This window comes from Flavobacterium sp. 102, from assembly GCF_003634615.1.
GTDB lineage: Bacteria > Bacteroidota > Bacteroidia > Flavobacteriales > Flavobacteriaceae > Flavobacterium.
This window is the reverse complement of the sequence record NZ_RBKX01000001.1, coordinates 2,300,899-2,315,299: the sequence shown is the minus strand read 5'-3', so window position 1 is coordinate 2,315,299 and position 14,401 is coordinate 2,300,899. Positions and strand designations below refer to the sequence as shown.

Genomic DNA, 14,401 nt, shown 5'->3' with positions numbered 1-14,401 from the left:
ATTATTTCAAATCTCTGGGGAAAACAACTTTTTTAGTAGTGCCTTTTTCGATGTTATTCCAGCTTACACTATCAAATACAATAGCAACAAAACCGGAAGTGGAAACATTATCAATCATAATATTTCCAAATTTATTGACAAAATTCGTAATAGCCTCATTATGTCCGAAAACAATTAAATGGTCACATTGATTAGAGCATGATTTTATAATTTGTTCTAATTTTCTGTCATCGAAAGTGTACAATTCTTCTTTAAAAATGACACTTTCTATAGGAAATGACAAGTTCTGTGCAAATATCATAGCGGTTTCAGCGGCTCGTTTGGCAGCACTACTCCATACTAAAAAAGTTTTAGGAAGATGATTGCTGATATTCGAAGATACCAAATGAGCATCTTGAATACCTCTACCCGTTAATGGCCTATCAAAATCATGTAGAGGCGCGTCCCAACTGGATTTTGCATGTCTAACCAATATTAATTGTTTCATGATTAATTACTACAAATTGTTTGATTGCATAAATTTAAGTTTTTAAAGCTTATGGTTAACTTTTATTTTAAATGATTTTTTTAACACGAATCAAAAAATCGTTTTAATGAACTCATTATCGATGACTTAGTGAATAATAAAAAAATAGTTAAAATAACTTTTTATAAATAAATGTTAAATCCATAAAAAAATTATAAACAATCAATTGTTAATTAATATTTGTAGTAATTAACTTTATAATATAGTTAATTATTGTATTTTATCTATGTTTTTATGCATTTTGTCGATATTTTTTTTGGTGAATTAAAAAAAACAATCTACTTTCGAACTGTTAAACTATTATCAAACTGAAAAAATCATCCTTAAAACCCCAAATGTCATGTCAAAAATTTATGTTGAAAAACGAAAAAAAACGATTGTAAACTGAAAAAAATGCAAGAAAAGTGTCATTTAATCGAGTTTTCAAGTTGTTTGTAGAGAAAATTGAGTCTGTTGTTGCATTGTATATAATTTAGCGGTCAATAGTATAACCCAAAATATTATAACTTCAATATGCCTACAACTTTTACTTCAAGCCCGAAAACTAAATTTTTAAAAAAATTATTCTACTAAATCTAATTGTATGAAATCAAAAATCATCACCCTAACTGTGCTTTTTCTATGCAGTTTAAATGTGTTTGCACAAACCTTATCTGAGGATGTTGCAAATGAATCATCAACTTCTGTGATAGAATTAGATGCTTTTTTAGCACCTCCGTCACAATCATTAAGAGTTGCTGGTCCAACTTCAAGCGTCACACTTCTGAATGTCAGAAATGTTAAAGAATTAGTGTACACGACACAACCCTCAATTTATTATTATGGAGCTGAGGTGAAAGTATATGGAGATAAGCCGAGAAATCTGTTTACGGATTTAAATTCTTTAAACAACTTGAACAATTCAATTTTATTGAAAGATAATATTGAAATCATAACTATCAATTTAGAAAATGTAAGTCAGTTGAATAATTCAATCAATCTGAACCTTCTATCAGGATTCAAAAAATTAAAATACATATACTTCTCTACGTCATTTGATGTAACTAGTGAAAATGTCTCAAACATGATCTCTGGAGAAAATGAAAAGTACATGATTTTTTATAAAGTTCAGAAAGGCGACAACAATCAATAATATTGATAAAAATAATCATTATGAAGAATTTATACATCCCAAAAACAAATTTTAAACTGAATTACGCTATTGTGATTATGGTATTTCTGTTAGGAGTAACCAGTAATGTCAATGCTCAGGTTAAAAAAGCTTTTACCCAAAGAACTTCACAATATACTCCAACCAAAAAGATTTATAATGTGAAAGGTGACTTTACCATGTTGGGTAACACCAATTTGACGCCGCAAAATTATGGTGCAACCACAAACAACAATGGCCAGTTTATGACCTATGTTGATATTGATGGAGATCCTAATACATTCAACTCGTCATCCTCTACTTTGACATTGTCATCAGAAAATGGTGCTATTCCATCATGTTCGAATATTGTTTATGCAGGTTTGTATTGGACTGGAAAGTCATCCTCAAACAGCACTTTCAATGTTACCAAACAAGTAGCAACAGGTACGCAATCAATTAACAATAATTTGAATGTAATTCACAATCAAAATATTAACAACACCAACTACTCACTTTCTGTGACACGTGGTGGGTCTAATGGAAATCGTCACCCTATTTATACTTTCTCAGGGAACGGTAATACTTATGCTTTCAGCTTTTTCAACAGTTCTGCTACCAATAGAGTTACTTTATCAGTGAACGGTGGTAGCTCTGTAAATATCCCTGTGACTGTAAACGGATCTGGAACTGAGGCAACACTTAATTCTCCCTATGTAATAACGGATGGTACTGTTACTTTAACAATAAAAAAGTTAATCCGTAATGCAGGGACTAATCTAGGGACAACTGATACTCAAAACTTTTCAAATGCTGATGTCAATGTTTCAGGTACAACAACTGTTTTTAGTAATATTACAAAAGCATTCAATAAAAGAGTAGTTTCCTTGAAAGGACCTACAGCTTCTGGTTATACTCAAATCACTGCTTCAACGAATGACATTTACTATCCGTCAGGAAGTGATGATGATATTTATTCAGCTTATGCTGAAATTACCGATTATGTAAGAACAAACGGCATAGGACAATACACTGTGGCTGACATGGCATTATTAGAAGGTAATGTTGGTGGAACTGGATACTCAGGTGGATGGGGAATTATTGTTGTCTATGAAAACAGCAAAATGAGATGGAGAGATGTAACAATCTTTGATGGTTATGCATATGTAGCCTCAACCAATACATCTGGTTTTGATTTACCGGTTTCAGGTTTCAACACAGTTCAAACCGGAAATGTAGGAATGAAGCTTGGTGTAATGGCAAGTGAAGGTGATGTTAGTTTTACAGGTGACTATTTCAGAATTAGAAATTTAAACACTACTAACTATACTAATTTAAGTCATACAGGCAATGCCACAGGGAATTTCTTTAACTCCTCCATCAATGTAGGAGGAACCAGAAATCCTAATTTAGTAAACAATACCGGAATAGATATTGCCATGATTGACATTCCAAATACAGGAAATTCTATCATTGGAAATAATCAGACATCTACCAATTTTAGGTATGGGACCACTTCAGATACCTACTCTATATTTACGATTGCAATGTCTGTTGATGCTTATGTTCCAGAAGTTGAAGGGCTTATTACAGCAACAACTATGAATGGTGCGCCTGCTGTACAACCATACTCGCTTCAGCCTGGACAAGAGGCCGGATTTAGTGTTGACATAAAAAATATTGGTAGTGAAGCAATAAATAATTATAAATTAATTATTCCTATTCCTTACAACGCAACTTATGTTGCAGGAAGTGCCTCCGGTATCGTGTTTAGTCCACAAAACACTCCAACTCCAAACAATATTTCCTTTAACCCTAGTTTAGGTGTAACAGGATCGCTTGTATGGGATTTTGGAACACTTGTTTTACCTGCTAATAGCAATACTGTATTGGCTAGATTAACATTTAGATTAAAAGCCACAACAGATTGTTCAATTTTAAACAATTCAAGTTGTTCAAGCTTGATTGCAATAAATGGAAACTCTACAGGTATCGGTAATACAACCTCTGTAGCGTTAAACAACTCAAACTTGATTCAAGGTTATACTTCAAATGGAAGTTGCGTCGGAGAACCAATACCTACTCCAATAAACGTTGGAATTAATGGTGCTAGTTATGTTTCTGAAAACTGTCCTAACACCAACATTGTTAGAAATTTCACTTATTGTAGCTCTAACACTTCAGTTGGTACTTCTGAAATTGCTTCAAATTTTCCACCAGGTTCATTATTTTACAATGAATTCCCGGTAACTATTAATTCAATACAATATTCTGACAGTAATCCAATTCCTCTTGTTGCAGGTTCAACCATTAATTATTTTGCTGTTCCAGCAGGTGGTGGAAATGGTTGTAATTTTCCTTTCACGATTTCAAAATGTCCTCAAATCATAGCTCAAGATGATACTTTGAATGGTGGAAACGGGACAACTGGAAATACAAATATCGGCAATGTTTTAAGTAATAATGGCAATGGTACTGATACTGTAAATGGTGTTGCTGCTCTTATAAGTCAGGTAACCATAACTGTAGTTACTCCTGCGACTTCAATCGGAAGTAATCCTGTACCTGTTATTAATACTACAACCGGACAAGTTTCTGTACCTCCGGGAACCCCAGCTGGTGTATATACCATAGTTTATCAAATTTGTGAAATAAATAACAATAGTAATTGTGACTCAGCTACTGTAACAATTACAGTTACTAGACCTATTATCGATGCGGTCAATGATGCCGGGGCTCCTATTGTTGGTGCTAATGGTGGTCAGTCTTTGACTAACGTATTGGCAAATGATACCTTAAACGGTAATACTGCAACTTTAGCAACTGTTAACTTAACTCAAGTTTCAACAACTAATTCCGGAGTTACTCTTAATCCTTTAGATGGATCTGTAAATGTTGCGCCGGGAACTCCTTCAGGTTCTTATACAGTAACTTACCAAATTTGTGAAAAAATAAATCCAACCAATTGTGATACAGCTATTGTAACTGTTAATGTTACCAATGCTCCTATCAATGCCGTGGATGATAATGGAACGCCGATTGTTGGTGCTGTTGGTGGTCAGTCCGTGGCTAACGTTTTAGTTAATGATACCTTAAACGGAAATCCTGCTACACTTAGTAATGTAATCCTTACTCAAGTATCAACTACAAACCCTGGTGTTACTCTTAATACTACAACGGGTGCAGTGAATGTAGCTCCTGGAACTCCTTCTGGCTCTTACACTTTGACATACCAAATTTGCGAAACTTTAAATCCAACCAATTGTGATACAGCTATTGTAACTGTTAATGTTACCAATGCTCCTATCAATGCTGTGGATGATAATGGAACGCCGATTGTTGGTGCTGTTGGTGGTCAGTCTGTGGCTAACGTTTTAGTTAATGATACCTTAAACGGAAATCCTGCTACACTTAGTAATGTAATCCTTACTCAAGTATCAACTACAAACCCTGGTGTTACTCTTAATACTACAACGGGTGCAGTGAATGTAGCTCCTGGAACTCCTTCTGGCTCTTACACTTTGACATACCAAATTTGCGAAACTTTAAATCCAACCAATTGTGATACAGCTATTGTAACTGTTAATGTTACCAATGCTCCTATCAATGCCGTGGATGATATTTACAAAGATATAGTTTGTCCTACCTCCGGTATAATTGAAAATATTTTAACCAACGATACTTTTAATGGTTTACAAGTTTCTCTAACGGATGTTAACTTGAACGTAATTTCCGGAAATAGTTCAGTGATTTCAATTAGCAACAATGGGAACCTTGTAATAGCTGTTGGAGCCTCTTGTGGTGATTATGTGTTAACTTATGAAATTTGTGAAAAACTAAACCCAACTAACTGTGATACTGCAACAGTAACAGTTTCAATAACTGACAATACAGCGCCAACTTGGACTACTGCTGCAGCTGCGCTTGACGCGACTGTAGAATGTAGCGATGCGGCTGCTTTAGCAACTGCTCAAGCACAATTCCCGGTGGCTACTGACTTATGTGATACTGATGTAACGAACATCGTAAAATCTACAGGTCAATTCGTAGCTTCTTCTACTTGTGCTAATGCCGGTTCTTATACTAATACTTGGACAGTAACTGACGCTTGTGGTAACACTTCAGCGGTATTTACTCAAACTATTAATGTGGTTGATACTACAGCGCCAACTTGGACTACTGCTGCAGCTGCGCTTAACGCGACTGTAGAATGTAGCGATGCGGCTGCTTTAGCAACTGCTCAAGCACAATTCCCGGTGGCTACTGACTTATGTGATACTGATGTAACGAACATCGTAAAATCTGCAGGTCAATTCGTAGCTTCTTCTACTTGTGCTAACGCCGGTTCTTATACTAATACTTGGACAGTAACTGACGCTTGTGGTAACACTTCGGCGGTATTTACTCAAACTATTAATGTGGTTGATACTACAGCGCCAACTTGGACTACTGCTGCAGCTTCGCTTGACGCGACTGTAGAATGTAGCGATGCGGCGGCTTTAGCAACTGCTCAAGCACAATTCCCGGTGGCTACTGACTTATGTGATACTGATGTAACGAACATCGTAAAATCTGCAGGTCAATTCGTAGCTTCTTCTACTTGTGCTAACGCCGGTTCTTATACTAATACTTGGACTGTAACTGACGCTTGTGGTAACACTTCGGCGGTATTTACTCAAACTATTAATGTGGTTGATACTACAGCGCCAACTTGGACTACTGCTGCAGCTTCGCTTGACGCGACTGTAGAATGTAGCGATGCGGCTGCTTTAGCAACTGCTCAAGCACAATTCCCGGTGGCTACTGACTTATGTGATACTGATGTAACGAACATCGTAAAATCTGCAGGTCAATTCGTAGCTTCTTCTACTTGTGCTAACGCCGGTTCTTATACTAATACTTGGACAGTAACTGACGCTTGTGGTAACACTTCGGCGGTATTTACTCAAACTATTAATGTGGTTGATACTACAGCGCCAACTTGGACTACTGCTGCAGCTTCGCTTGACGCGACTGTAGAATGTAGCGATGCGGCTGCTTTAGCAACTGCTCAAGCACAATTCCCGGTGGCTACTGACTTATGTGATACTGATGTAACGAACATCGTAAAATCTGCAGGTCAATTCGTAGCTTCTTCTACTTGTGCTAACGCCGGTTCTTATACTAATACTTGGACAGTAACTGACGCTTGTGGTAACACTTCGGCGGTATTTACTCAAACTATTAATGTGGTTGATACTACAGCGCCAACTTGGACTACTGCTGCAGCTTCGCTTGACGCGACTGTAGAATGTAGCGATGCGGCTGCTTTAGCAACTGCTCAAGCACAATTCCCGGTGGCTACTGACTTATGTGATACTGATGTAACGAACATCGTAAAATCTGCAGGTCAATTCGTAGCTTCTTCTACTTGTGCTAACGCCGGTTCTTATACTAATACTTGGACAGTAACTGACGCTTGTGGTAACACTTCGGCGGTATTTACTCAAACTATTAATGTGGTTGATACTACAGCGCCAACTTGGACTACTGCTGCAGCTTCGCTTGACGCGACTGTAGAATGTAGCGATGCGGCTGCTTTAGCAACTGCTCAAGCACAATTCCCGGTGGCTACTGACTTATGTGATACTGATGTAACGAACATCGTAAAATCTGCAGGTCAATTCGTAGCTTCTTCTACTTGTGCTAACGCCGGTTCTTATACTAATACTTGGACTGTAACTGACGCTTGTGGTAACACTTCGGCGGTATTTACTCAAACTATTAATGTGGTTGATACTACAGCGCCAACTTGGACTACTGCTGCAGCTTCGCTTGACGCGACTGTAGAATGTAGCGATGCGGCTGCTTTAGCAACTGCTCAAGCACAATTCCCGGTGGCTACTGACTTATGTGATACTGATGTAACGAACATCGTAAAATCTGCAGGTCAATTCGTAGCTTCTTCTACTTGTGCTAACGCCGGTTCTTATACTAATACTTGGACAGTAACTGACGCTTGTGGTAACACTTCGGCGGTATTTACTCAAACTATTAATGTGGTTGATACTACAGCGCCAACTTGGACTACTGCTGCAGCTTCGCTTGACGCGACTGTAGAATGTAGCGATGCGGCGGCTTTAGCAACTGCTCAAGCACAATTCCCGGTGGCTACTGACTTATGTGATACTGATGTAACGAACATCGTAAAATCTGCAGGTCAATTCGTAGCTTCTTCTACTTGTGCTAACGCCGGTTCTTATACTAATACTTGGACAGTAACTGACGCTTGTGGTAACACTTCGGCGGTATTTACTCAAACTATTAATGTGGTTGATACTACAGCGCCAACTTGGACTACTGCTGCAGCTTCGCTTGACGCGACTGTAGAATGTAGCGATGCGGCTGCTTTAGCAACTGCTCAAGCACAATTCCCGGTGGCTACTGACTTATGTGATACTGATGTAACGAACATCGTAAAATCTGCAGGTCAATTCGTAGCTTCTTCTACTTGTGCTAACGCCGGTTCTTATACTAATACTTGGACAGTAACTGACGCTTGTGGTAACACTTCGGCGGTATTTACTCAAACTATTAATGTGGTTGATACTACAGCGCCAACTTGGACTACTGCTGCAGCTTCGCTTGACGCGACTGTAGAATGTAGCGATGCGGCTGCTTTAGCAACTGCTCAAGCACAATTCCCGGTGGCTACTGACTTATGTGATACTGATGTAACGAACATCGTAAAATCTGCAGGTCAATTCGTAGCTTCTTCTACTTGTGCTAACGCTGGTTCTTATACTAATACTTGGACAGTAACTGACGCTTGTGGTAACACTTCGGCGGTATTTACTCAAACTATTAATGTGGTTGATACTACTGATCCTGTTATTTCAACTCAGGCATCAAATATCATAGTTGAATGTGATGGAGAAGGAAATGAAAATGCATTAACCAACTGGTTAAATAATCATGGAGGTGCTATAGCTTCTGACAACTGTTCAGAAGTAACATGGACTAATAATTTCAATGAAATTTCAGGTGATTGTTCAGCTGCGGTAACTGTTATATTTACTGCAACAGATGCTTGTGGTAATGATTCTACAACTTCAGCTACATTTACTGTAAGTGATACTCAAAATCCAATAGCACCTGAAGCGCCTGTTGCTGTAACTGTAGCTTGTGAGGATGAAATACCTGCAATAATTTCTTTAACTGCCACCGACAATTGTTCTGGAGTTATTACTGCTCAGGGTGTTGATAATGTTGCTCAAGGAGAATGTCCTAACTCGTTTACTGTAACCAGAACTTGGACTTTCACTGATGCTTGTGACAACACTTCATCGGTATCGCAAATTATTACTGTAAATGATACGGTTGCGCCTGTTGCTCCTGAAGCGCCTGCTGCTGTAACTGTAGCTTGTGCGGATGATATTCCTGCAATGATTTCATTAACTGCTACGGATAACTGTAACGATGCAATCACTGCTCAAGGGGTTGATACTGTTGCTCAAGGTGACTGTGCTAACTCGTTTACTGTAACCAGAACTTGGACTTTCACTGATGCTTGTGACAACACTTCATCGGTATCGCAAATTATAACTGTAAATGACACGGTTGCGCCTGTTGCTCCTGAAGCTCCGGCTGCTGTAACGTTAGCTTGTGCGGATGATATTCCTGCAATGATTTCATTAACTGCTACGGATAACTGTAACGATGCAATCACTGCTCAAGGGGTTGATACTGTTGCTCAAGGAGAATGTCCTAACTCGTTTACTGTAACCAGAACTTGGACTTTCACTGATGCTTGTGACAACACTTCATCGGTATCGCAAATTATTACTGTAAATGACACGGTTGCTCCTGTTGCTCCTGAAGCTCCGGCTGCTGTAACTGTAGCTTGTGCGGATGATATTCCTGCAATGATTTCATTAACTGCTACTGATAACTGTAACGATGCAATCACTGCTCAAGGTGTTGATGCTATAACTCAAGGTGACTGTGCTAACTCGTTTACTGTAACCAGAACTTGGACTTTCACTGATGCTTGTGACAATACTTCATCGGTATCGCAAATTATAACTGTAAATGACACGGTTGCGCCTGTTGCTCCTGAAGCTCCGGCTGCTTTAACGTTAGCTTGTGCGGATGATATTCCTGCAATGATTTCATTAACTGCTACGGATAACTGTAACGATGCAATCACTGCTCAAGGGGTTGATACTGTTGCTCAAGGAGAATGTCCTAACTCGTTCACTGTAACCAGAACTTGGACTTTCACTGATGCTTGTGACAATACTTCATCGGTATCGCAAATTATTACTGTAAATGATACGGTTGCGCCTGTTGCTCCTGAAGCGCCTGCTGCTGTAACTGTAGCTTGTGCGGATGATATTCCTGTAATGATTTCATTAACTGCTACGGATAACTGTAACGATGCAATCACTGCTCAAGGGGTTGATACTGTTGCTCAAGGAGAATGTCCTAACTCGTTCACTGTAACCAGAACTTGGACTTTCACTGATGCTTGTGACAATACTTCATCGGTATCGCAAATTATTACTGTAAATGATACGGTTGCGCCTGTTGCTCCTGAAGCGCCTGCTGCTGTAACTGTAGCTTGTGCGGATGATATTCCTGTAATGATTTCATTAACTGCTACTGATAACTGTAACGATGCAATCACTGCTCAAGGTGTTGATGCTATAACTCAAGGTGACTGTGCTAACTCGTTTACTGTAACCAGAACTTGGACTTTCACTGATGCTTGTGACAATACTTCATCGGTATCGCAAATTATAACTGTAAATGACACGGTTGCGCCTGTTGCTCCTGAAGCTCCGGCTGCTTTAACGTTAGCTTGTGCGGATGATATTCCTGCAATGATTTCATTAACTGCTACGGATAACTGTAACGATGCAATCACTGCTCAAGGGGTTGATACTGTTGCTCAAGGAGAATGTCCTAACTCGTTCACTGTAACCAGAACTTGGACTTTCACTGATGCTTGTGACAATACTTCATCGGTATCGCAAATTATTACTGTAAATGATACGGTTGCGCCTGTTGCTCCTGAAGCGCCTGCTGCTGTAACTGTAGCTTGTGCGGATGATATTCCTGTAATGATTTCATTAACTGCTACGGATAACTGTAACGATGCAATCACTGCTCAAGGGGTTGATACTGTTGCTCAAGGAGAATGTCCTAACTCGTTCACTGTAACCAGAACTTGGACTTTCACTGATGCTTGTGACAATACTTCATCGGTATCGCAAATTATTACTGTAAATGATACGGTTGCGCCTGTTGCTCCTGAAGCGCCTGCTGCTGTAACTGTAGCTTGTGCGGATGATATTCCTGTAATGATTTCATTAACTGCTACGGATAACTGTAACGATGCAATCACTGCTCAAGGGGTTGATACTGTTGCTCAAGGAGAATGTCCTAACTCGTTTACTGTAACCAGAACTTGGACTTTCACTGATGCTTGTGACAACACTTCATCGGTATCGCAAATTATTACTGTAAATGACACGGTTGCGCCTGTTGCTCCTGAAGCTCCGGCTGCTGTAACTGTAGCTTGTGCGGATGATATTCCTGTAATGATTTCATTAACTGCTACGGATAACTGTAACGATGCAATCACTGCTCAAGGGGTTGATACTGTTGCTCAAGGAGAATGTCCTAACTCGTTCACTGTAACCAGAACTTGGACTTTCACTGATGCTTGTGACAATACTTCATCGGTATCGCAAATTATTACTGTAAATGATACGGTTGCGCCTGTTGCTCCTGAAGCGCCTGCTGCTGTAACTGTAGCTTGTGCGGATGATATTCCTGTAATGATTTCATTAACTGCTACGGATAACTGTAACGATGCAATCACTGCTCAAGGGGTTGATACTGTTGCTCAAGGAGAATGTCCTAACTCGTTTACTGTAACCAGAACTTGGACTTTCACTGATGCTTGTGAGAACACTTCATCGGTATCGCAAATTATTACTGTAAATGACACGGTTGCGCCTGTTGCGCCTGAAGCTCCGGCTGCTGTAACTGTAGCTTGTGCGGATGATATTCCTGTAATGATTTCATTAACTGCTACTGATAACTGTAACGATGCAATCACTGCTCAAGGTGTTGATGCTATAACTCAAGGTGACTGTGCTAACTCGTTTACTGTAACCAGAACTTGGACTTTCACTGATGCTTGTGAGAACACTTCATCGGTATCTCAAGTGATTACTGTAAATGATACTGTTGCGCCTGTTGCTCCTGAAGCGCCTGCTGCTGTAACTGTAACTTGTACCGAGGATATTCCTGCAATGATTTCGCTTACAGCTACTGATAACTGTAATGATGCAATCACTGTTCAAGGGGTTGATACTGTTGCTCAAGGTGACTGTGCTAACTCGTTTACTGTAACCAGAACTTGGACTTTCACTGATGCTTGTGACAACACTTCATCGGTATCGCAAATTATTACTGTAAATGATACTGTTGCGCCTGTAACTCCTGAAGCTCCGGCTGCTATAACAGTAACTTGTGCGAATGATGTTCCTGCAATGATTACACTTACTGCTACTGATAATTGTGATGTTGCTATCACTGTTCAAGGGGTTGATACAATCACTCAAGGTGACTGTGCTAACTCATTCATGGTAACCAGAACTTGGACTTTCACTGATGCTTGTGACAACACTTCATCAGTATCACAAATTATAACTGTAAATGATACTGTTGATCCTACTTTTGTTGATTTAGCTCCGGCAGACACCACTGCTTCTTGTGACAACATTCCTAGTCCGGCGGTATTGACTGCTATTGATAACTGTAGTGCTGCTACTGTAACTATGAGTCAGACAACTATTCAAGGAAACTGTCCTTCTAACTACCAATTAGTGAGAACATGGACTGCAACGGATGCTTGTGGAAATACAGCTACTGCTGTTCAGACTATAACTGTTTCTGATACTGTTGGTCCTGTATCAAACACTCCATTACTCGTAAAAGCAGATGCTACGTGTGACAATATCCCGGCACCTCAAAATATAGTATTTACTGATAATTGTTCTGAAGTTGGAACACCAGTATTTACTGAAACACAATCAGAGGTTGTTAATGGAGTGTACACCATAACCAGAACATGGGTTGTATCTGATGCTTGTGGTAACTTATCACAAACTTATACTCAAAACGTATATGTATCTCAAATTGCTGAAGTTATCACACTTCCGTCTGTACAATTAAGTAATGGTGATGATGTAAATACATCTTTAAACTCATTATTACCTCAAGGTGTTGAAGGAGGAACTTGGACAAATGTGGATAATGTTGGTGGTTTTGATTCTATCAATAATACATTTAATCCATTGGGAATTGAACCTGGTGAATATCTGTTCAGTTATTCAATAAATGACGGTCCGTGTCCAACAAGATATGAAGTACTAATAATTATTGGAGGTGTTGGACCTTGTGAAGCTATAATCATTCACAATGCCTTTACTCCAAATGGTGACTCATTCAATCAATTTTTTAACATAGAAAATATTGAAGACATCGCTTGTTATCCGACAAATAATGTTCAAATTTACAACCGTTGGGGAGTTTTAGTTTATGAAACAAAAAACTATGACAATAATACCCGAAGATTTGAAGGTATCTCTGAAGGTAGAACTACTATCAGCAGATCTGAAGAATTACCTACCGGAACTTATTTTTATATCATTGAATGGAAAACAAGTGAAGGAAATAGTGTAACTAAAGACGGATATTTATACTTAACCAGATAAACCTACTAACTCCTGAGGGCGTAAAAACCCTCAGGATAAATTAACAAAATATGAAAACAAAAATTTTAATTTTCGCTTTGATGTTAACGTGTTATACTGGTTTTGCTCAGCAAGACGCACAGTATACCCAATACATGTATAACACGATCAATATCAATCCCGCTTATGCTGGATCGAGAGGAGTTATGAGTATTTTCGGATTACATCGTACCCAATGGGTAGGATTAGACGGAGCGCCAACAACTAACGCTTTTTCTATTAATACTCCAATTAACAATAGTAATTTAGGTGTTGGTTTATCGGTGGTAAGTGATAAAATCGGTCCTACCAGAGACAATACAATTTCAGCTGATTTATCTTATTCTATACAAACGTCTGAAACTTACAAATTGTCCTTTGGTATCAAAGCCAGTGGTAATTTATTTAACCTAGACGTAAATGATTTAAATCCAGCTGATGCAGGCGATCCAAATCTTCAAAATTTCAGCAATGAATTTTCTCCGAATTTCGGTGCCGGTGTATATTTACACTCTGATAAATTGTACTTTGGTCTTTCGGTACCTAACTTTTTACAAGACTCAAAATACAATGACAACGAAGTAGCTGTATTTCAAGAGAGAATGAATTTTTATGCTATTGGAGGTTATGTATTCGATATTTCTCCTTCGGTTAAATTTAAACCAGCATTCTTGACGAAATTAGTCACCGGTTCACCGCTTCAGGTTGATGCTTCTGCTAACTTCTTATTCTTTGATAAGTTAATGCTTGGCGCAGCTTACCGTTGGGATGCAGCAATAAGTGCTTTAGCCGGATTTCAAGTAACTGATGGTTTATTCATCGGTTACAGTTACGATAGAGAAACTACTCAATTGAAAAACTATAACTCTGGTTCTCATGAGGTATTCCTTCGTTTTGAGTTGTTCAATAGAGTTAGTAAATTGGTATCACCTAGATTCTTCTAATAACACAACGATT

General features: G+C 38.8%; 4 protein-coding genes. 3 read left to right on the top strand and 1 reads right to left on the bottom strand.

What is annotated here, in order from left to right; all coding sequences use genetic code 11:
* Nucleotide 1: 1 nt before the first annotated feature.
* Nucleotides 2-487, bottom strand: a complete 486-nt coding sequence (locus C8C84_RS10015; protein WP_121313513.1) for a histidine phosphatase family protein — start codon at nt 485-487, stop codon at nt 2-4.
* Nucleotides 488-1,109: 622 nt separating this feature from the next.
* Here C8C84_RS10015 and C8C84_RS10010 point away from each other — a divergent pair.
* From C8C84_RS10010 to C8C84_RS10000, 3 genes are read left to right on the top strand one after another with little or no spacing between them, the layout of a single operon-like run.
* On the top strand, nt 1,110-1,658 hold the full coding sequence (locus C8C84_RS10010) for a hypothetical protein (RefSeq protein ID WP_121313512.1): 549 nt from the start codon (nt 1,110-1,112) through the stop codon (nt 1,656-1,658).
* Between the two features lie 20 nt (nt 1,659-1,678).
* Nucleotides 1,679-13,426, top strand: coding sequence for a gliding motility-associated C-terminal domain-containing protein (locus C8C84_RS10005; RefSeq protein ID WP_147406838.1), 11,748 nt, complete (start codon nt 1,679-1,681; stop codon nt 13,424-13,426).
* Between the two features lie 50 nt (nt 13,427-13,476).
* On the top strand, nt 13,477-14,388 hold the full coding sequence (locus C8C84_RS10000; protein ID WP_121313510.1) for a type IX secretion system membrane protein PorP/SprF: 912 nt from the start codon (nt 13,477-13,479) through the stop codon (nt 14,386-14,388).
* Nucleotides 14,389-14,401: the final 13 nt, after the last annotated feature.

Bases quoted from the DNA above. Each gene is read 5' to 3' on its own strand.
- C8C84_RS10015 (WP_121313513.1), bottom strand. From the start codon at position 487: ATGAAACAATTAATATTGGTTAGACATGCAAAATCCAGTTGGGACGCG.
- C8C84_RS10010 (WP_121313512.1), top strand. From the start codon at position 1,110: ATGAAATCAAAAATCATCACCCTAACTGTGCTTTTTCTATGCAGTTTA.
- C8C84_RS10005 (WP_147406838.1), top strand. From the start codon at position 1,679: ATGAAGAATTTATACATCCCAAAAACAAATTTTAAACTGAATTACGCT.
- C8C84_RS10000 (WP_121313510.1), top strand. From the start codon at position 13,477: ATGAAAACAAAAATTTTAATTTTCGCTTTGATGTTAACGTGTTATACT.